This window comes from Pedococcus sp. 2YAF34, from assembly GCF_052114585.1.
GTDB lineage: Bacteria > Actinomycetota > Actinomycetes > Actinomycetales > Dermatophilaceae > Pedococcus.
Genome location: NZ_JBFRFA010000027.1, coordinates 31,299 through 52,195 on the forward strand (window position 1 = coordinate 31,299; position 20,897 = coordinate 52,195).

General features: G+C 70.6%; 14 protein-coding genes and 1 tRNA gene. 11 read left to right on the plus strand and 4 right to left on the minus strand.

Annotated features, from left to right (window positions below; genetic code table 11):
• Window positions 1–90 precede the first annotated feature (90 nt).
• From gltB to AB4Z02_RS13975, 4 genes are all read left to right on the plus strand, one after another.
• Complete coding sequence (gene gltB / locus AB4Z02_RS13960; RefSeq protein ID WP_441971632.1) at window positions 91–4,635, plus strand: glutamate synthase large subunit; 4,545 nt, start codon at window positions 91–93, stop codon at window positions 4,633–4,635.
• Entirely contained in the window at window positions 4,628–6,082 is a 1,455-nt protein-coding gene (locus tag AB4Z02_RS13965; RefSeq protein ID WP_441971634.1) for a glutamate synthase subunit beta, read from the plus strand. The genes gltB and AB4Z02_RS13965 overlap by 8 nt, the downstream gene beginning before the upstream one ends.
• Window positions 6,083–6,165: 83 nt before the next feature.
• Complete coding sequence (gene pyk, locus AB4Z02_RS13970) at window positions 6,166–7,617, plus strand: pyruvate kinase (RefSeq protein ID WP_056885276.1); 1,452 nt, start codon at window positions 6,166–6,168, stop codon at window positions 7,615–7,617.
• A 142-nt stretch (window positions 7,618–7,759) separates the two neighbouring features.
• Window positions 7,760–7,845 (plus strand) — tRNA-Leu (locus tag AB4Z02_RS13975).
• Window positions 7,846–7,879: 34 nt separating this feature from the next.
• Here AB4Z02_RS13975 and AB4Z02_RS13980 read toward each other — a convergent pair.
• Entirely contained in the window at window positions 7,880–8,881 is a 1,002-nt protein-coding gene (locus AB4Z02_RS13980) for a S1C family serine protease (protein WP_441971636.1), read from the minus strand.
• A gap of 448 nt (window positions 8,882–9,329) precedes the next feature.
• On the opposite strand from AB4Z02_RS13980, the gene AB4Z02_RS13985 reads away from it, so the two are divergent.
• From AB4Z02_RS13985 to AB4Z02_RS13995, 3 genes are all read left to right on the plus strand, one after another.
• The gene (locus AB4Z02_RS13985) at window positions 9,330–9,938 is read left to right on the plus strand and encodes an ANTAR domain-containing response regulator (RefSeq protein WP_235531577.1); all 609 of its coding nucleotides are present in this window, start codon (window positions 9,330–9,332) and stop codon (window positions 9,936–9,938) included.
• Window positions 9,939–9,941: 3 nt separating this feature from the next.
• The gene (locus AB4Z02_RS13990; protein ID WP_441971638.1) at window positions 9,942–10,472 is read left to right on the plus strand and encodes a GNAT family N-acetyltransferase; all 531 of its coding nucleotides are present in this window, start codon (window positions 9,942–9,944) and stop codon (window positions 10,470–10,472) included.
• Between the two features lie 243 nt (window positions 10,473–10,715).
• Window positions 10,716–11,267 carry a GNAT family N-acetyltransferase gene (locus AB4Z02_RS13995; RefSeq protein WP_056885273.1) on the plus strand — a complete coding sequence of 184 codons (552 nt, stop codon included), beginning with the start codon at window positions 10,716–10,718 and terminating at the stop codon, window positions 11,265–11,267.
• Window positions 11,268–11,327: 60 nt separating this feature from the next.
• On the opposite strand, the gene AB4Z02_RS14000 is transcribed toward AB4Z02_RS13995, so the two are convergent.
• The gene (locus AB4Z02_RS14000) at window positions 11,328–11,759 is read right to left on the minus strand and encodes a PaaI family thioesterase (RefSeq protein WP_441971641.1); all 432 of its coding nucleotides are present in this window, start codon (window positions 11,757–11,759) and stop codon (window positions 11,328–11,330) included.
• Between the two features lie 19 nt (window positions 11,760–11,778).
• Here AB4Z02_RS14000 and polA point away from each other — a divergent pair, with 19 nt between their 5' ends.
• The 3 genes from polA to AB4Z02_RS14015 all read left to right on the plus strand — a co-directional run bounded on the left by polA (window position 11,779) and on the right by AB4Z02_RS14015 (window position 17,894).
• The gene (gene polA / locus AB4Z02_RS14005; protein WP_441971643.1) at window positions 11,779–14,454 is read left to right on the plus strand and encodes a DNA polymerase I; all 2,676 of its coding nucleotides are present in this window, start codon (window positions 11,779–11,781) and stop codon (window positions 14,452–14,454) included.
• 156 nt (window positions 14,455–14,610) lie between these two features.
• A complete protein-coding gene (locus AB4Z02_RS14010) occupies window positions 14,611–15,150 on the plus strand; it encodes a hypothetical protein (RefSeq protein WP_156400084.1) in 540 nt (179 codons plus the stop codon).
• Window positions 15,150–17,894, plus strand: a complete 2,745-nt coding sequence (locus tag AB4Z02_RS14015) for a hypothetical protein (protein WP_441971645.1) — start codon at window positions 15,150–15,152, stop codon at window positions 17,892–17,894. Before AB4Z02_RS14010 ends, AB4Z02_RS14015 begins: the two co-directional genes overlap by 1 nt.
• 118 nt (window positions 17,895–18,012) lie before the next feature.
• Here AB4Z02_RS14015 and AB4Z02_RS14020 read toward each other — a convergent pair whose 3' ends face one another.
• Window positions 18,013–19,521 carry an MFS transporter gene (locus AB4Z02_RS14020; protein WP_056885268.1) on the minus strand — a complete coding sequence of 503 codons (1,509 nt, stop codon included), beginning with the start codon at window positions 19,519–19,521 and terminating at the stop codon, window positions 18,013–18,015.
• Window positions 19,522–19,645: 124 nt separating this feature from the next.
• Window positions 19,646–20,461: a class I SAM-dependent methyltransferase gene (locus AB4Z02_RS14025; protein WP_441971647.1), complete on the minus strand. Its 816-nt coding sequence runs from the start codon at window positions 20,459–20,461 to the stop codon at window positions 19,646–19,648.
• Window positions 20,462–20,617: 156 nt separating this feature from the next.
• On the opposite strand from AB4Z02_RS14025, the gene AB4Z02_RS14030 reads away from it, so the two are divergent.
• On the plus strand, window positions 20,618–20,897 hold a 280-nt coding region (locus AB4Z02_RS14030), incomplete at its 3' end, for a S1 RNA-binding domain-containing protein (protein WP_441971649.1).

The following is a 20,897-nucleotide window of genomic DNA, read 5'->3' on the forward strand; positions in this document are numbered from 1 at the left end:
CCGTGGCCAAGGCCGTCCACGCGCGTGTCCAGAGGTGTCCAGCAGGTCATCTCCGACGCACCACGACCCCCCTAGGACGGTGACCCGAACGTGACTCCTGCGCGCTTCTCCGCCCAGCCCGCCGACACCGGGCTCTACCGCCGCGAGCACGAGCACGACGCGTGTGGCGTGGCCCTCGTGGCGACGATGAGGGGAAGCGCCGGTCACGACATCGTCGACCACGCGCTCACCGCGCTGCGCAACCTCGAGCACCGTGGAGCCACCGGCGCCGACCCCCTGGTGGGCGACGGGGCCGGCATCCTCACCCAGATCCCGGACGCCTTCCTGCGCGAGGTCGTGGACTTCGACCTCCCCGTCGCCGGCGCGTACGCCGTCGGCCTGGCCTTCCTGCCGGTCGACGAGGCCGAGCGCGCGGAGGCCGTCGCTCGGATCGAGACCATCGCCGCGGAGGAGAACCTGCGCGTCCTCGGCTGGCGCGACGTCCCGGTGAGCAGCGACCTCATCGGGCAGCCGGCGCGCGACTGCATGCCGTTCTTCCGGCAGCTCTTCGTCGCCTCGGCGTCGGGGCGCATGGTCGGCATCGGGCTCGACCGCCTGGCGTTCTGCCTGCGCAAGCGGGCCGAGCGCGAGACCGAGGTCTACTTCCCGTCGCTGTCGTGCCGCACCCTCGTCTACAAGGGCATGCTGACCACCGGCCAGCTCGAGCCGTTCTTCCCCGACCTGTCCGACCGCCGGTTCGAGACCCAGCTCGCGCTGGTCCACTCCCGGTTCTCGACCAACACCTTCCCCAGCTGGCCGCTCGCGCACCCCTACCGGCTCATCGCCCACAACGGCGAGATCAACACCGTCAAGGGCAACCGCAACTGGATGCGCGCCCGCGAGAGCCAGCTCGTCTCTGACGTCATCCCCGGCGACCTCGAGCGGCTGTTCCCCATCTGCACCCCCGAGGCGTCCGACTCCGCCTCCTTCGACGAGACGCTGGAGCTGCTCCACCTCGGCGGCCGGTCGCTGCCGCACGCCGTCCTCATGATGATCCCGGAGGCCTGGGAGAACCACGAGGAGATGGACCCTGCCCGGCGGGCGTTCTACGAGTTCCACTCGACGTTCATGGAGCCGTGGGACGGCCCGGCCTGTGTCACCTTCACCGACGGCTCGCTGATCGGCGCCGTGCTCGACCGCAACGGCCTGCGCCCCGGGCGCTACTCGGTCACCGACGACGGGCTCGTCGTGCTGGCGTCCGAGGCCGGCGTGCTCGACCTCGACCCCACCCGCGTGGTCCGCAAGGGCAGGCTGCAGCCGGGCCGCATGTTCCTCGTGGACACCGAGCACGGCCGGATCGTCAGCGACGACGAGGTGAAGTCCTCGCTCGCCGCGCAGCACCCCTACGACGAGTGGCTCCACGCCGGGCTCATCCACCTCGACGACCTGCCCGAGCGCGAGCACATCGTGCACACTGCCGCCTCGGTGGCCCGTCGCCAGCAGACCTTCGGCTACACGCAGGAGGAGCTCAAGATCCTGCTCACGCCGATGGCCCGCACCGGCGGAGAGGCGCTCGGGTCGATGGGCACCGACACGCCCATCGCGGTGCTGTCCGACCGGCCACGGCTCATCTTCGACTACTTCACCCAGCTGTTCGCGCAGGTGACCAACCCGCCGCTCGACGCCATCCGCGAGGAGCTCGTCACCTCCCTCGGCACCGTCATCGGCCCCGAGGGCAACGCCCTCGCGGCGACGCCGGCCCATGCTCGCCAGGTCGTGCTGCCGTTCCCGGTGATCGACAACGACCAGCTGGCCAAGATCGTCCACGTCAACGCCGACGGCGACCTGCCCGGCTACGCCACCCACGTCGTGCGCGGCCTCTACGACGTCACCGGCGGCGCCGCCGCCATGCAGGCCCGGCTCGAGGAGATCTTCGCGGAGGTCTCGCAGGCCATCGCGAACGGCGCCCGGTTCGTCGTGCTCTCCGACCGCGACTCCGGCCGCGACGACGCGCCCATCCCGTCGCTGCTGCTCACGTCCGCAGTGCACCACCACCTCATCCGCGAGAAGACCCGCACGCTGGTCGGCCTCGTCGTCGAGGCCGGTGACGTGCGCGAGGTCCACCACGTCGCCCTGCTCATCGGGTACGGCGCCGCCGCCGTCAACCCCTACCTCGCCATGGAGTCGGTGGAGGACCTCGTCCGCGCAGGGGCGATCGAGGGCGTCAGCGCCGAGCAGGCCGTGAAGAACCTCATCAAGGCGCTCGGCAAGGGCGTCCTGAAGGTGATGTCGAAGATGGGCATCTCCACCGTGGCGTCCTACCGCGGCGCCCAGGTCTTCGAGGCCATCGGCCTGTCGCAGGAGCTCGTCGACCGCTACTTCACCGGCACCGTGAGCCAGCTCGGCGGGATCGGCCTCGACGTCGTGGCCGCCGAGACCGCGGCCCGGCACGCCGCGGCATACCCGCCGGACGGCGTGCGCCTCCCGCACCGCAAGCTGAACGTGGGCGGTGAGTACCAGTGGCGCCGCGAGGGCGAGCCGCACCTGTTCGACCCCGACACGGTGTTCCGCCTGCAGCACTCCACCCGCCAGCGCCGTTACGACATCTTCAAGCAGTACACCCAGCGCGTGGACGAGCAGTCCGAGCGGCTCATGACGCTGCGTGGCCTGTTCGAGCTCGGTGGGTCCAGCCCGCGCCAGCCGGTCCCCATCGACGAGGTCGAGCCGGTCAGCGAGATCGTCAAGCGGTTCAGCACCGGGGCGATGTCCTACGGGTCGATCAGCCTCGAGGCCCACGAGACCCTCGCCGTCGCGATGAACCGGCTCGGCGCGCGCTCCAACACCGGTGAGGGCGGCGAGGACGTCGACCGCCTGATGGACCCCGAGCGTCGCTCGGTCATCAAGCAGGTGGCCTCGGGCCGCTTCGGCGTGACCTCGCTCTACCTCACCAAGTCCGGCGACATCCAGATCAAGATGGCCCAGGGCGCCAAGCCCGGCGAGGGCGGCCAGCTGCCCGGCCACAAGGTCTACCCCTGGGTGGCGAAGACGCGGCACTCGACGCCGGGCGTCGGCCTCATCAGCCCGCCGCCGCACCACGACATCTACTCCATCGAGGACCTCGCCCAGCTGATCCACGACCTCAAGAACGCCAACCCCGAGGCGCGGATCCACGTCAAGCTGGTCTCCGAGATCGGGGTCGGCACGGTGGCTGCAGGCGTCTCCAAGGCGCACTCCGACGTCGTGCTCATCTCCGGCCACGACGGCGGCACCGGCGCCTCGCCGCTGACGTCCCTGAAGCACGCCGGTGGTCCCTGGGAGATCGGCCTCGCCGAGACCCAGCAGACGCTGGTGCTCAACAACCTGCGCGACCGCATCGTGGTGCAGTGCGACGGCCAGCTCAAGACCGGTCGCGACGTCGTCATCGCGGCGCTGCTGGGTGCGGAGGAGTTCGGGTTCGCCACGGCACCGCTGGTCGTCAGCGGCTGCGTGATGATGCGCGTCTGCCACCTCGACACCTGTCCCGTCGGCATCGCCACCCAGAACCCCGAGCTGCGCAAGCGGTTCTCCGGCAAGCCCGAGTTCGTCGAGACGTTCTTCGAGTACATCGCCGAGGAGGTGCGGGAACACTTGGCAGCACTGGGTTTCCGCTCCATCGAGGAGGCGGTCGGCCAGGTGTCGGCCATCGACGCGACCAAGGCCGTCGCCCACTGGAAGGCGGCCGGGCTCGACCTCAGCCCGATCTTCGCCGACGTGCAGAGCCCGGACGGCTCACCGCGCCGCAACACCACGACGCAGGACCACGGCCTCGAGAAGGCCCTGGACCACCACCTCATCGCCATCGCCCGTGAGGCCATCAGCGACGGCACGCCGGTCACCGGTGAGGTCGCCGTGCGCAACGTCAACCGCACCATCGGCACCCTGCTCGGGCACGAGGTCACCAAGGCCCACCCGGACGGGTTGCCGGACAACACGATCGACCTCACGCTCAAGGGCTCGGCCGGCCAGTCGCTCGGCGCGTTCCTGCCGCGAGGGGTGACCCTGCGGTTGCACGGCGACGCCAACGACTACGTCGGCAAGGGCCTCTCGGGTGGCCGCGTCGTGGTCCGCCCGGACCGCGCAGCGCCCCTCCAGGCCGAGCAGAACGTCATCGCCGGCAACGTGATCGGCTACGGCGCCACGTCGGGTGAGCTCTTCCTCCGCGGCAAGGTCGGCGAGCGCTTCGCCGTCCGCAACTCCGGTGCGTCCGCCGTCGTCGAGGGTGTCGGCGACCACGGCTGCGAGTACATGACCGGCGGCACCGTCCTCGTCCTCGGCCCCACCGGGCGCAACTTCGCGGCCGGCATGTCCGGGGGAGTGGCCTACGTGCTCGACCTCGCGGCCGACCGCGTCAACCGCGAGCTCGTCGACCTGTCGGCGCTGCGGGCCGACGACGAGACCGTGGTCCGCGAGCTGCTCGGCAAGCACGTCCAGTGGACCGAGTCCACCGTCGCCGCCCAGCTCCTGGAGGACTGGGACGCGGCGAGGCAGCGGTTCACCCTCGTCCTGCCGCGCGACTACCAGCGCGTCCTCGACGTGCGCGCCGCCGCCGAGGCGGAGGGACTCGACATCAACGGCTCCGAGGTGTGGGAGCGGATCATGGAGGCTTCCCGTGGCTGACCCCCAGGGCTTTCTCAAGACGCGTGAGCGCGAGCTGCCGACCCGTCGGCCCGTCCCGGTCCGCATCAGGGACTGGAAGGAGGTCTACGAGGAGCAGGAGCTCGGGCAGCTCCAGCGCCAGGCCGGACGCTGCATGGACTGCGGGATCCCGTTCTGCCACAGCGGTTGTCCGCTCGGCAACCTGATCCCCGAGTGGAACGACCTTGCTTGGAAGGGTGACTGGCGCGAGGCCATCGAGCGCCTGCACGCGACCAACAACTTCCCGGAGTTCACCGGTCGCCTGTGCCCCGCGCCCTGCGAGACCGCCTGCGTGCTCGGCATCAACCAGCCCGCGGTGACCATCAAGCAGGTCGAGGTCACGACGATCGAGCGCGCCTTCGACTCGGGCTACGTGCAGCCGCAGGCACCCGAGCGCCTGTCGGGCAAGACCGTCGCGGTCGTCGGCTCCGGGCCCGCTGGTCTCGCCGCAGCCCAGCAGCTGACCCGGGCCGGCCACACCGTCGCCGTCTACGAACGCGCCGACAAGCCCGGAGGTCTGCTGCGCTACGGCATCCCCGAGTTCAAGATGGAGAAGTCGGTCCTCGACCGCCGCATCGCCCAGATGGAGGCCGAGGGCACCCGCTTCCGCAGCGGCGTCGCCGTCGGTGAGGACGTCACCGGCCGACAGCTGCGCGACCGCTACGACGCGGTGGTGCTGGCGATCGGCGCGACCGTGCCGCGTGACCTGCCCGTCCCCGGGCGCGAGCTCGACGGCGTCATGCAGGCGATGGACTTCCTCCCGCCGGCCAACCGGGCGGCGCTCGGCGAGGCCGTCGAGGGCCAGGTGACCGCCGAGGGCAAGGACGTCATCGTCATCGGCGGTGGCGACACCGGCGCCGACTGCATCGGCACCTCGCACCGCCAGGGTGCGCGCTCGGTCACGAGCCTGGAGATCATGCCGCAGCCGGGGGAGGAGCGCGTCGCGGGCCAGCCGTGGCCGACCTACCCCATGCTCTTCCGCGTCGCTTCCGCGCACGAGGAGGGCGGCGAGCGCCTGTATGCCGTGTCCACCAAGGAGATCCTCGGCGAGGACGGCAAGGTCAGCGGCATCCGCGTCGTCGACGTGCAGCGTGGCGACCACGGCTTCGTCGAGGTCGAGGGCACCGAGCGGGTGCTGCCTGCGCAGCTGGTCCTGCTGGCCATGGGCTTCCTCGGCCCGGAGAAGGCAGGCGTCGTGGAGCAGCTCGAGGTCGAGCTCGACGAGCGCTCGAACGTCAAGCGCGACAAGGACTACATGTCGAGCGTGCCCGGGGTCTTCGTCGCCGGCGACGCGGGACGCGGCCAGTCGCTGATCGTGTGGGCCATCGCCGAGGGGCGCTCGGCCGCCGCCGGGGTCGACCGCTTTCTCACCGGGCAGACCGCCCTGCCGCGCCCGATCAACCCGAACGACCGCCCGCTGGTCGTCTGACCGTCTCGGTCACCCTGCGGGACGCCTGTCCGCAGGGTGACCGGGGTCACGTCCGCCGCGACATGCCCGATAGGCTCGTTCCCATGCGTCGCGCCAAGATCGTCTGCACCCTCGGCCCGGCTGTCTCCAGCCCTGAGCGCATCCGCGAGCTCGTCGTCGCCGGCATGGACGTGGCCCGCCTCAACCTCTCCCACGGCGAGTACTCCGTGCACGAGGAGATCTACCGCTCCATCCGGGCGGCCAGCGACGAGACCGGCCACGCCGTCGGCATCCTCGTCGACCTGCAGGGGCCCAAGATCCGCACCGCCCGCTTCAAGGACGGCCCGGTCGAGCTCGCCAACGGCGCGGAGTTCACCATCACCACGCGCGAGGTCGACGGCTCCGCGTCCGAGGTGGGCACCACCTACAAGGGCCTGCCGGGCGACGTGCGCCCCGGCGACGCGCTCCTCATCGACGACGGCAAGGTCGCCCTCGAGGCCGTCGAGGTCACCGAGACCGACGTGCGCTGCAAGGTGACGGTGGGCGGCACCGTCTCCAACAACAAGGGCATCAACCTGCCGGGTGTCGCGGTCTCCGTCCCGGCGCTGTCCGAGAAGGACAAGGCCGACCTGCGCTGGGCCCTGAAGCTCCGCGCAGACATGATCGCGCTGTCGTTCGTCCGCTCCGCCAAGGACCTCGACGACGTCTACGAGGTGATGGACGAGGTCGGCGTCCGGCTGCCGGTCATCGCCAAGATCGAGAAGCCGCAGGCGGTCGAGAACCTCGTCGAGATCATCGGCGCCTTCGACGGCGTCATGGTGGCGCGCGGCGACCTGGGCGTCGAGCTGCCCCTCGAGGAGGTGCCGCTCGTCCAGAAGCGCGCCATCGAGATCGCCCGCGCCAACGCCAAGCCCGTCATCGTCGCGACGCAGGTGCTCGAGTCGATGATCGACAACCCACGGCCCACCCGCGCCGAGGCCTCCGACGCCGCCAACGCCGTCCTCGACGGCGCCGACGCGCTGATGCTCTCCGGCGAGACGAGCGTGGGCGCCCACCCCATCACGGCGGTGGAGACGATGGCCCGCATCATCGAGAGCACCGAGGAGCACGGCCTCGACCGCATCCGCCCCCTCGGCACCAAGCCCCACACCATGGGTGGCGCGGTGTCCGCCGCAGCGGTCGAGATCGGCGAGCTGCTCGGGGCGAAGTACCTCATCACCTTCACACAGTCGGGTGACACGGCCAAGCGCATGTCGCGCATCCGGCCGCGGATCCCCATGCTGGCGTTCACGCCCGAACCGCACACGCGCTCCCGCCTCGCCCTGGCCTGGGGCATCGAGACGTTCCTCGTGCCCATGGCCCGGCACACCGACCAGATGGCCCACCAGGTCGACAAGTCGCTGCTCGGGTCCGGCCGCGTCAAGGAGGGCGACCTGGTCATCCTCGTCGCCGGTTCGCCGCCCGGCATCCCGGGCTCCACCAACGCGCTGCGGGTCCACAAGATGGGCGACGCGGTCAACAAGGTGGCCCCGGCCTACGAGGACCTCCAGGACTGAAGCGGCTGTAGGGCGCGTGCCCGGCCCGGCCGGCACGCGCGCCGCGGTGGGTCGTCCCCGGCGCGGCGTTCGTGTGTCCGGTGGCGCCCTCCCGCGCTTGTATGCTCGTCCCGCACCGTCCGCCGGCCCGTCCGGCGGGTGCGCCGAAGTGGTGGAATGGCAGACACGGAGCACTCAAAATGCTCTGCTCGCAAGGGCGTGTGGGTTCGAGTCCCATCTTCGGCACCAGCCCGGGTAGTCGTCCCATGGACGGCGCGACCGGTCAGCTGCACGGTTGGTCTGCCGGCTCGTGGTCGTGTGCGCGCGCACGCTCGATCAGCCACAGGCCGTTGACCTTGCTGAACTGGCAGTCCAAGGACCACCGCGTGCAGGTTTCCTCCGGCCGGTCAGCAGGGCCGTCCCCTGCGTCCTGGTGGCTCTGGAACGTCAACGACACGACGGGGTTCCCGACCGCGTCCAACGAGACGTCCCCGACCTCGAAGTCGGTGTCGTTCGCGCTCTTGACGCGCCGGGCGAACTCCCCTACGGAGACCGGGTGGGCAAGCTGCGCCAGCGCAGTGGGGTAGTCGCCGTTGTTGACCGACCCGAAGTAGATGCGCAATGTCTGGAACGCCTGTTGGGCGATGTCCTGCGGGTACTGGTCTGCCGGCATCCGCTCGCCATCAGGTCCGATGACCTCCGCGCAGTCCGGCGGCCTGATCGACTCAGGATCCGACCTCCACCGCTCGAGGTCCTTCTGCGCCGTCGACGCAGCGACCGCAAGCCGGTCGCCCTGTCGTTCTCCCGACTGCGCGCCCTGGTCGTTCACATAGTCGGTCTGCGCGTCGACCAGGCCGACGGCCTGGCCTCTGGCGTTGATCACCGGACCACCGCTGTTGCCGTGGTTGGCCGCGAAGTCGAGTTCCAGGAGGCCGTACCTGGTGACCCCGTCGATGATCACCTTGCGGTCGAGGCTGTTGACGGTTCCCGGCTTGAATGAGAGCGGCTCGCCGCGGGTGAAGCCCAGAGCAGCCACCTCGTCCCCGACCTCAGGGACGTCCGAGGACCACGACAGCGGTTTCCCGGGTAGGTCGGCCGAAGTTCGCACCAGTGCGACATCCGCGCCCGCGTCGAATCCGATGACCGTGCCAGCCGTGGACATGCTGCCGTTGATCACCCGCACGACCTGTGCGTTCTCGACGACATGGGCGACGGTTGCGACCAGCCCCTGACCGACCACAAAGCCCGATCCCTGACCGGCGCCGTCGCAGGTCGCGACCTCCATCCGCACCACGCCACCCTTCACCCGGGCGAAGGCCGACTTCAGCGTGGGTGGTTGGCTGCTCGCGGCCGAGGCGGTGACGCTCCGGCCAGGTGGCGCCGTGGATGGTGTCACGACGGTCTTCGTCGGCTGGTCGCGCGTGACCGTGACGGTGACCGTCCCGTGCTCCGCAGTGCGACCCGCGGAGCATGCAGCCAGAGATGCCAGCAGTGCCACGGGCAGCACGGTGCTGAGTCCATGTCGCATGTTCGACCCCCTGGGAAAACGCGGTTGACCGGACCTCAACGCACCGTGCCCCAGCACCAAAACCGTAGAAACGGCTGATTCCCGCACGCCGAGTACGTCGTTCGCGGGAAGTGGTGCGTCCAGAGGCGTCTGCACCGCGACGGCAGGGGGGCGGACGCGTGACCGGGCAACGTGCCGTTAACGTGCGTCTCCTATGCTCGTCCCCGTGAGCGAGACCGAAGCCCAGACCGCGCCCTCGAAGTCGACCCGCATCCTCGTCGCCGAGGACGAGGCCCTCATCCGGCTCGACCTCGCGGAGATGCTCACGGAGGCCGGCTACGAGGTCGTCGGGCAGGCGAGCAACGGCGAGCAGGCCGTCGAGATGGCCAAGGAGCTCACCCCCGACCTCGTCATCATGGATGTGAAGATGCCCGTCATGGACGGCATCACCGCCGCTGAGGAGATCGGCTCCGCGAAGATCTGCCCCGTCGTCATGCTCACCGCCTTCAGCCAGACCGAGCTCGTCGAGCGGGCCCGCGACGCCGGCGTGATGGCCTACATCGTCAAGCCGTTCACTGCCTCGGACCTCACGCCCGCCATCGACATCGCCCGGCACCGCTGGACCGAGGTCAAGGCGCTCGAGAGCGAGATCGCCGACCTCGGTGAGCGGCTCGAGACGCGCAAGGCCGTCGACCGCGCCAAGGGCATCCTCATGAAGAAGCTCAAGGTGACCGAGGCTGAGGCGTTCCGCTGGATCCAGAAGACGGCCATGGACCGCCGGCTCGGGATGCGCGAGGTCGCCGATGCGGTAGTCAGCGGCATGGACAAGGCCTGAGCGGTGCCCGTGCAGGTGCGGTCGGCCACACCGGCCGACGCCGTGACGCTCGCCGCCGTGGCGGCAGCCACCTTCGCCCTCGCGTGCCCGCCGCACACGACCCAGGCGTCGATCGACACGTTCATCGCGACCGTCCTGTCGCAGGAGTGCTTCGAGGGCTACCTCGCCGACCCCGCGCGTGACTTGTTCCTCGCCGAGGAGGACGGCCACGCCACCGGGTACGCCATGCTCGTCACCGGTGAGCCGGCCGACCCGGACGTGCGCGCGGCGCTGCGCCACCACCCGACGTCCGAGCTGAGCAAGATCTACGTGCTGCCCGACCGGCACGGCGCCGGCACCAGCCGCCTGCTCATGCAGGCCTGCCTCGACGCCGCCCGCGCCCGGGGGGCGGCCGGGGCCTGGCTCGGGGTCAACCAGCTCAACGAGCGGGCCCAGCGCTTCTACGGCAAGAGCGGCTTCGAGCGGGTGGGCACCAAGCGCTTCCTCGTGGGCGAACGCTACGAGGACGACTACGTCTACGAGCAGGCCTTGTGAGCACGTCCGACGCCTTCGAGGCAGTCGTCGTCGAGCCGAAACACGGGCTGCCACAGGCAAGCCCATTCACTTCCGGAGCCGAGTCTTGTTGAACCCTTCACGAACTCGCGGCGATGGCCCTAGAGTCCTACGTCTGGCGGGGCCACCCTCCCGCCGGCGGTCTTCGGGGGAGCCGCGCGCACAGGAGTCATACCGTCGACGATGGAGGAACCGGTGAGCCGTCCCGCGATCAGTGTCCGACGTGTGCGTGACGACGAGCAGCGCTCCTTCACCGAGCTGTGGATGTCCTCGCGGGTGGAGGCCGGTGTCAGTCCCGAGGTCGCCGCACGCGCCGCCTCCGAGGGCCGGGTCGCAGCAGCCCTGACGCGCGAGGACGTGCGGGCGTATGTCGCCATGGCCGACGGCCGCGCAGTCGGCTTCGCAGTCGCTGCCACCAGCCCGTTCTCGGCGCTCACCGAGGCGCCCTGCGTGACCATCGACCAGCTCTACGTCGTGCCGGAGGCCCGCAAGCACGGGGTCGCCAAGCAGCTCATGGGCGCGGTGAGCCTCTACGCCGACTCGCGTGGCTGCGACCAGATCGGCTGCAACGTGCCGGCCCAGGACCGTGACGCCAACCGGTTCTTCGCCCGCCTCGGCTTCAGCTCCCAGGTCGTCCGGCGCATCACCACCGTGGCGGCGCTGCGTCGCCGCCTCGGCGCCGACGAGCAGCGCCAGCACACGCTGGACGCGCTGCTGCACCGCCGTCGCTCGCTGCGCGCCCGCGCCGCCGCGTCGGCCAACCGCCTCGCCGGCTGACGCCGTACGTCCCCAGGCGCCCGCGCGCGTACCCCCCGGGGCGCCCGCCGCGCGTCCTCCTCAGGCGCCGGGGGCGGCGTCGCGGATCAGGCAGGTGATCCGGCACGTGCACACGCGCCGGTCCTGCTCGTCGGTGATCACGACCTCGTAGCTCGCCAGGGTGCCGCCCAGCGACAGGGCGGTCGCGGTGCCCGTGACGTACCCGGAGCGGGCTGCGCGGTGGTGGGTGGCGTTGATGTCCAGCCCGACCGCGATGCGCGAGGGACCGGCGTGCAGGGCCGCACCGATCGAGCCCAGCGACTCGGCCAGGACGACCGAGGCGCCGCCGTGCAGGAGGCCGTAGGGCTGGGTGTTGCCCTCGACGGGCATGCGGCCGACGACCCGGTCAGGGGTCCCCTCGAGGATCTCGATGTGCATGCGGTGCAGCAGCGAGTCGGGGTTGAGGTCCTCGATGGCCTGCAGCGTCGAGGCGAAGTCGTTGGTGTCGGTCACGGGCAATAGGCTGCCATGCGTGAGTCGCCTCCTGCTCCTCGACGGTCATTCCCTCGCCTACCGGGCGTTCTTCGCGCTGCCCGTCGAGAACTTCTCGACGAGCACCGGGCAGCACACCAACGCCGTCTACGGCTTCACGTCGATGCTGATCAACGTGCTGCGCGACGAGCAGCCGACCCACGTGGCCGTCGCGTTCGACGTCAGCCGGCAGACGTTCCGCAGCGAGGAGTACGCCGACTACAAGGCGACCCGGTCGGCGACGCCGAGCGAGTTCCAGGGACAGGTCGCCCTGGTCCGGGAGGTGCTTGACGCACTCAAGATCAAGCACGTGCAGATGGACGGCTACGAGGCCGACGACGTGATCGCGACGCTGACCACGCAGGCCACCGCGCAGGGCATGGACGTCGTCATCTGCACCGGCGACCGCGACGCCTTCCAGCTGGTCACCGACAAGGTCACCCTGCTCTATCCGGTGCGTGGCGTGTCCGAGGTCTGGCGCATGGACCCCAAGGCCGTGGAGGAGAAGTACCTCGTCGCCCCCGAGCGCTACAGCGACCTCGCCGCCCTCGTCGGCGAGACCAGCGACAACCTGCCAGGGGTGCCCGGCGTCGGCCCCAAGACCGCCGCCAAGTGGCTGGGCCTCTACGGCGACCTGCAGGGCGTCGTCGCCCACGCCGGCGAGATCAAGGGCAAGGCGGGGGAGTCGCTGCGCGAGCACCTCAACGGTGTCCTGCGCAACCGCCGGCTCAACCACCTGCTGCGCGACCTCGAGCTCCCGGTGACCATCGACGAGCTCGAGCGCCAGAACTGGGACCGCGAGCAGGTGCACACCGTCTTCGACAGCCTCGAGTTCCGCGTGCTGCGCGACCGGCTGTTCGAGTACCTCGAGGCGCCGCAGGAGGAGGCCGACCACGGCTTCGAGGTCGAGGGCTCGGTGCTCGACGCCGACACGGGTGCGGTGTTCTTCGGCGACGGCGTGCACGGTCAGCGCCTGACCGCGGGGCTGGCGGTCACGGGTCACTACCGCGCCGGGGCCGGCGAGGCGCTCGCCGTCGCGGTCGCGCCGAGCGAGGGCCCAGCGGGCTACCTCGACCTCGCGACGGCCGACCCCAAGACCGAGGCGGCGCTGGCGGCCTGGCTGGCCGACCCCGACTCCCCGAAGGTCCTGCACGACGCCAAGTGGCAGCTGCAGGCGCTGGCCGAGCGCGGGTTCGAGCTGCGCGGGGTCGTCATGGACACCGCGCTGGCCGCCTACCTCGTGCGCCCCGACCAGCGCTCTTACGACCTCGGCGACCTCGTCCTGCGCAACCTCGGGCGCGAGCTGCGCGCCGAGACCCCTGACTCCGGCCAGGGGCTGCTCGACTTCGCGGCCGACGACGACGCCGTCGCGCGGGAGGCGATGATCCGGGCGCGGGCCGTCCTCGACCTCGGGGTGGCGTTGACCGACCAGCTCGAGGCGACCGGCGGCACCGAGCTGCAGCGTGACGTCGAGCTCCCGCTCGAGCGGGTGCTCGCCGAGATGGAGCGCACGGGCATCGCCGCCGACACCGCCGTCATGGACGAGCTCGAGAAGGACTTCGCCGCCAAGGTCCGCGAGGCGCAGCAGGACGCCTACGACGCGATCGGCGGCGACCAGATCAACCTCGGCTCGCCCAAGCAGCTGCAGGTGGTCCTCTTCGAGACCCTCGGCCTGCCCAAGACGCGGCGCACCAAGACGGGCTACACCACCGACGCCGACGCCCTCTCCGACCTGTTCACCAAGACCGAGCACCCGTTCCTCGAGGCCCTGCTGCGCCACCGCGACGCGGCGCGGCTGCGGGTGACCGTCGAGGGCCTGCAGAAGTCGGTGGCTGCCGACGGCCGCATCCACACCACCTACCAGCAGACCATCGCAGCCACGGGCCGGCTCTCGTCGACCGACCCCAACCTCCAGAACATCCCGATCCGCACCGACGCCGGGCGCCGCATCCGTGAGGTGTTCGTGGTCGGGGAGGGCTACGAGTCGCTGCTGTCCGCGGACTACAGCCAGATCGAGATGCGCATCATGGCCCACCTGTCCGGCGACGAGGGCCTCATCGAGGCGTTCCGGACGGGGGAGGACCTGCACCGCTTCGTCGGCTCGCGCGTCTTCTCCGTCGAGCCGCAGGACGTCACCCCTGCGATGCGCTCCAAGGTCAAGGCGATGTCCTACGGGCTCGCCTACGGCCTGTCCGCGTTCGGCCTGTCCAAGCAGCTGACCATCTCCACCGGTGAGGCGCAGGGGCTCATGGACGAGTACTTCGCCCGCTTCGGCGGGGTGCGCGACTACCTGACCGAGGTGGTCGCCGAGGCCCGCGGCACGGGCTACACGCAGACCATGCTGGGCCGGCGCCGCTACCTGCCCGACCTCACGTCCGACAACCGCCAGCGCCGCGAGATGGCGGAGCGGATGGCGCTCAACGCGCCCATCCAGGGGTCGGCGGCCGACATCATCAAGCTGGCGATGCTGCGCGTCGACAAGGCGCTGGCCGAGTCGGGAGCGCGTTCGCGCCAGCTGCTCCAGGTCCACGACGAGCTCGTCCTCGAGGTCGCTCCGGGGGAGGCTGAGGACGTCGAGGCGCTGGTCCGCCGTGAGATGGGTGGTGCCGTCGAGATGGACGTGCCGCTGGAGGTCAGCGTCGGCGTCGGCCGGTCCTGGCACGACGCCGCCCACTGAGCACGACGCGCCGTACACGAATTTCGCGAATGCACCACGTGTAGCCACCTGTCACCTCTACTCTTCGGTAACCATTCGCACCCGCCAACGGACGTCGGGTGCTTTTACTGTGAGGTGGACATGCGACGGAGCCTGATCGCTGGGCTTGTGCTGGCCGTGTTTGCGGCCTTGATCATCGGTCTGGGGGAGCTCTTCGGGCTCGACCTCCAGCACGTGGCCCTGATGGGAGCCGCCCTCGGCGGTGTGCTGGGCCTGGTGCCGCACTCCCCCGCGCTGGGCAAGCTGGGCGGCTTCGCCGTCGGTTTCGTGCTGGCCTGGATCGGCTTCGCGCTGCGCGCGGCGCTGCTGCCCGACTCGGCCGGTGGCCGCGCGGCCGCGGCGTTCCTCGTCGTGGCCCTCGTCGCCGTCGCCTGCTCGGTGAGCGCCGGACGCCTGCCGCTGTGGAGCGGCCTCCTCGGTGCGGCGGCCATCGTCGGCGCCTACGAGGAGACATACACCAACGCGCCGTCGCAGTTCCTCGCGGAGGCGCCCACCGCTGCCACCACGGTGCTGTTCGCCGTGGCCCTGGGCTACCTCGCCACCTCCCTGGTGGCCGAGGGCCTGGGCGCCGCCGCCCCCGCCGCCGCCACAACCACCACCACCGCACGTGACGAGTCCGAAGGCCTCGACGGCCTCTTCGCAGGGGAGACCAAGTGATGCTGAAGAAGAAGACGGCCGTCGGCGCGGGAGCTGCGTTCTTCGCGGTGCCCGCCGCCCTGGTGCTGGCCTGCGGGCCCGCGTTCGCCGCCTCGTCCGGCGACGTCCTGGTGTCGAACACCGAGACCATCCAGGCCTACCTCGACGCCAGCGGCAAGCTCGACACGGCTCGCGTGTACGAGCAGGTCGCCATGCAGGGCAAGGGCACGGTGGACCTGTCCAACCCGGTGGAGACCAACGGGCTGCGCAACCTCGACGGCTTCGGCGGGTTCGAGGTCAAGAACGGCAACATGGTGGGCACCTACACCGTCGACGGTGAGAAGCGCCTGCGCTCGGTCAGCGACTACACCAAGCGCCTGCCGCTCAAGGTCGACGTCACCTACACCCTCGACGGCAAGACCGTGCAGCCCGGCGACGTCGTCGGCCGCAGCGGGGTCCTCAAGGTGCAGTACACCGTCACCAACATGACCGGGCAGACGCAGACGGTCTCGTTCGACGACGGCACCGGCAAGACCACGTCGACCAGCGAGGACGTCGTCATCCCGATGGTGGGGTCGCTGACCACCGTGCTGCCCTCGACCTTCACCGACGTGAAGTCGGCCGAGGCGAACATGGCGGGCGACGGTCGTGGCGGCACCAAGATGTCGTTCACGATGACCCTGTTCGGGCCGATCGGGAAGCCCTCGGCGACCTTCGGCTACGAGGCGAAGATCTCCGACGGCGTCGTGCCGAAGGCCTCCATCTCGGCCCTGCCGGTCAGTCCCCTCGACAGCCCCTCGTTCAAGGGCGGCGCCGAGTCCTACAAGGGTGGCGCCGAGACCGGCTCGACCCTGACCGCCGGTGCCACCGAGATCGACGCCAACCTGCTCAAGCTGCGTGACGGCGCGGGCGACCTGCTCGCCGGCCTCATCAAGCTGCGCGACGGCGCCGACCAGCTCAACGCCGGCCTGGCCGGGCAGGCAGCGCCCGGCGCCAAGGCTCTCGCTGCCGGTGCAGGCCAGCTCAAGGACGGCACCAGCCAGCTCAGCGGTGGCGTGGGCCAGCTCGACGACGGGGCCAAGAAGCTGGCCGACGGCTCGAAGGCGCTCTCCGGGGGTGCGGGCCAGCTCAAGTCCGGCGCCGCGCAGGCGAAGGACGGCTCGGCGCAGGTGGCCGGCGGCGCCAACCAGGTCGCCGACGGGTCGGCGCAGCTGGCCGACGGCCTCGCCCTCATCCAGGACGGCGTCGCCAAGCTGCCGGAGAACCCGGACGTCGCGGATGGCGTCGCTCAGCTCAAGGACGCCCTGACCGCAGTGCAGAAGGGCATCGGTTCTGCATCGCAGACCGGCACGATCCTCTGGGGCATCGCCCAGATGCAGGACGGCGCCGGGACCATGACGGCCGGTCTCGACCACCCCAAGGGCGCGCTCGGCCCGACGGACCCCGGTGGCGTCAAGCAGGTCCTCAACCAGCTCCTCGACAAGCTCGACCAGAACAGCGCGACGACGCCGGGGGCCAAGCAGGCGCTCACGAGCATCCTCACCGGGCTCGACAACGCCAGCGCGACCAGCCCTGGTGCCAAGCAGGGCCTGATGAACCTGCAGGCCGTGCTCGGGTGCCCCAACAACCAGGACGGGCTGACCTCCCTCGGCCAGGTGGATATCGCGCATTTCGTGGCGAGCCCCACCGACCTGTGCACGGTCATTGCGCCCAGCTTCTTCAGCGCACCGGGGATTCCGGACCCGAAGGCCGGTGCCGCCGTGACTGCCAAGATCACGCTGGCCAAGGTGGTCGCCGGGCTCGGCTCGCGCACCACCCCGGGCCAGACGGCCCTGTACGGCCTCGACCAGATCCTGGCCAACATCGGCTCGCGTGACGTCCCAGGTGAGACCGCCCTGTACGCCCTGAACGAGCTCGTCGCCGGTGTGGGTGACAAGTCCACGGACGGCACGCTGCTCTACGGCCTCGACCAGATCAGCGGAGGGCTGGACCAGGTCAAGCTCGGTATCAGCAACCCGAACTGCAAGCTGGATGACCCGACCAACACCAAGAACCCCTGCGGCATCAATCAGGTCCAGGGCCTGGTCGCGGCGGGCATCGATCAGCTCGTCGCCGGGATCGCGGACAGCCTCTCCGGAGTCCTCGGTGAGGCGTCCACGGGAGCGGACGACCTGGCGGCCGGTGCCGACCAGCTTGCCGGTGGCGCGGCGCAGCTCGACTCGGGCCTCGGTGACCTCTCCGCAGGCGCGGGACAGCTCGACGACGGCGCCAAGCAGCTCTCGGACGGTGCGGGCCAGCTTGCCGACGGGACCGGGACGGCTCGGGAGGGCGCGGGCAAGCTCGACGCCGGTGCGGGTGACCTGCGGACAGGTGCCGACCAGCTCTCCAGTGGCCTGGGCGACGCCGCCGACGGTTCCGGCCAGCTCAAGGACGGCCTCGCACAGGCTGCCGGCGGTGCGCCGAAGCTGAAGGACGGCGCCCAGAAGCTGTCCGACGAGGGCACCAAGAAGCTCGTCGAGGCGGGCAAGTCGACTGCGGCGGACTACGGCCAGAAGTACGCCCTCATCGTGGCCGGCGCCGAGCGCGCCAAGTCCGAGGGAATGGCATACGGCGCCCCGGCCGACGCGGTGGGCAACACGGCGTACTCCTACGAGCTCGCCGGTGCCGATGGTGAGGGTGGCCGCAACGTCGGCCGCGGCCTCGGTGCGGTGGCCGCGTTCGGCCTCGCGGGTGGTGCGGCCTTCCTGCGCCGGCGCTTCATCTGAGCCCGTCGGGTCCAGGGCTGACGCCCTGGGCCCGACGGCACACAGCAACGAGGGGGCGGTCCCGGTTGGGACCGCCCCCTCGTCGCGTCTGGGCGAAGAGCCCTGCGGGTCGTGCGGGTCAGGCGGGGGAGGCGGACGGCTGGGCGCGGCCGGTGTCCGTGCTGCTGCCCTCCTCCTGCGCCTCGTCCGCGGTCAGCGGCTGGGCGATGCTCTCCAGCGACTGGCCCTCGGCCTTGACGCCGAGGAACGCCTCCGCGAGGCCGCCCAGGATCATCAGGGCGGCTCCGAGGAAGTAGCCGACTGCGAGGCCGGTGATGTCCTTGGAGGCCGAGGCGTTGTCGATGAGCTTGCCGAACAGCAGCGGTCCGCTGATGCCGCCGGCGGCGGTCCCGATGGCGTAGAAGAACGCGATGCACAGGGCCCGAGTCTCGAGCGGGAAGACCTCGCTGGCCGTCAGGTAGGCGGCGCTGGCCCCGGCGGAGGCGAAGAAGAAGATCACCACACCGAAGATCGTCAGCGTCACGGCGCTCAGCCCGCCGAGGCTGAACCCGGCGACCGCCAGCAGCACGCCGGACAGGATGTAGGTGCCCGTGATCATCCGGACGCGCCCGACCGTGTCGAACAGGGGGCTGAGGAGCAGGGCCCCGGCGAAGTTGCTCACGGCGAAGATCGCGATGTACCAGCCGGTCTGCTTGACCCCGAAGAAGGTGGTCAGGCTGTCGCCGTAGGTGAAGAAGAACGCGTTGTAGAGGAAGGCCTGCCCGACGAACAGGGCGAAGCAGAGGACGGTGCGCCGGGGGTACAGCGTGAAGACCGTCTTGGCGATCTCCGGGATGGAGATGGTCCGGCGCTGGCGGATGGTGATCGGCTCGTCGTCGACGGACGGCAGGTTGCCACCGGTCTCCTCCGAGACGGTGCCCTCGATGTCCTTGACGATCTTCTCGCCCTCGTCCTCGCGGCCGTGGATGAACAGCCAGCGCGGGCTCTCGGGGACGTGGCGCCGCACGACCAGGATGCCGACGGCGAGCACGGCGCCGAGGCCGAAGGCCAGGCGCCAGCCGAGCGCGGGGTCGAGGACCTTGGGGTCGAGCAGCGGGATGGTCAGCAGCGAGCCGAGCGCGGCGCCGACCCAGAAGGAGCCGTTGATGGCCACGTCCACGCGCCCGCGGTACTTCTTGGGGATCAGCTCGTCGATGGCCGAGTTGATGGCTGCGTACTCGCCACCGATGCCCATGCCGGTGATGAAGCGGGCGACGAAGTACCAGAGGGGGGTGGGGGAGAAGGCCGTGAGCACCGTGGCGAAGATGTAGACGCCGAGGGTGAGCAGGAAGAGCTTCTTGCGGCCGAAGCGGTCGGTCAGCTGGCCGAAGAGCAGGGCCCCGATGCAGGCACCTGCCACGTAGACGGCCCCGGCGAGGCCGATGTCGGAGCTGCTCAGGCCGAGCCCGGTGTTCGCGGGCTTGAGGGCCTCGGACATGGAGCCGACGATGGTCACCTCGAGTCCGTCGAGGATCCACACGGTCCCCAGCCCGATGACGACCATCCAGTGCCACCGGGCCCAAGGGAGGCGGTCCAGCCTCGCGGGGATGTCGGTGGTGATGCGTCCTGTCTCGACGTCTGACGCCACAGGTACCTCCTCGTTGAGTCGACGTCGCGCCGCCACCGGCCAGGTGGAGCGCCGCATCGACGCTAGAACCAACCGGGGCAACTCGCACGTCGAGCAGCGCACCTGTTTCCGGCGAAGAGGCAGGTCAGGGGCGGTAGCAGACGAAGATCGCCGTGCCCGGGAGGAGCCGGCCCCGCAACGGCGACCAGCCACCCCAGGACTGCTCGTTGCGCTCGGGCCACGGCGGCTCGACGAGGTCGACGAGGAAGAGTCCCGCGCCGACGAGCTCGCGCACCCGGTCCCCGAGCGTGCGGTGGTGCTCGACGTACGTCGCCTCGCCGTCGGAGTCGCTCTCGACGTACGGCGTGCGGTCGAAGTACGACTGGGTCGCCGTCAGGCCGTCAGGTCCGGGGTCGTCGGGGAAGGCCCACCGCACCGGGTGGGTCGTGGAGAAGACGAACCGGCCCCCGGGGCGCAGGACACGCGCGACCTCCCGCATGAGCAGGGCCGTGTCGGCCACGAAGGGCACGGCGCCGTACGCGGTGAACACGAGGTCGAAGGCGTGGTCGGCGAAGGGGAGCGCGACCGCGTCGCACTGGGCGAACGGGACCGGCACGGAGCCTCGTCCAGGGCTGGACCTCAGGTTGAGGTCGAGGCCCTTGCGCACCATTCCGGCGGACAGGTCCGTGGCCACGACGCGCCCGCCGTGCCGGGCCGCCCACCGCGCACCCTGGCCGGCGCCGGCCCCGATCTCCAGGACGTCCTTGCCGTCGACGTCACCGAGCAGCGTGAGCTCGTCCTCGCGCCAGCCCTCGGGACCCCAGACGAGCTCGGTGTCGCCGAGGAAGCTGCCGTGCTCGGCGTAGTAGCCACCGGCCTCGGCGTCCCACCAGGACCGGTTCGCGGCCGCGGTCTCGTCCGCCCCGGCCTCGCGGCGGCTGACCTGCGCAAACTCGTCCACGGCTGCTCCTGTCGTGTTTTGACCGTGCGGGGACCGCCTCGGTAGTGTGGGGGAGCACCTCCGTGTGCGTGCTTCGTCGTGCCGCCGACTGCGGGGCGCCCAGGGCGCACACAACACCCACTTCTATTCACTGTCCATCATCGGAGTTCCTACTACATGACTGCCAGCACGGTCGAGAAGACCGCCCCTCAGATCGCCATCAACGACATTGGCTCTGAGGAAGACCTCCTTGCCGCCATCGACGCGACCATCAAGGACTTCAACGACGGCGACATCGTCGAGGGTCGCATCGTCAAGGTCGACCGGGACGAGGTCCTGCTCGACATCGGCTACAAGACCGAGGGTGTCATCCCCTCGCGCGAGCTCTCCATCAAGCACGACGTCGACCCCTCTGAGGTCGTCAGCGTCGGCGACGAGGTCGAGGCCCTGGTCCTCC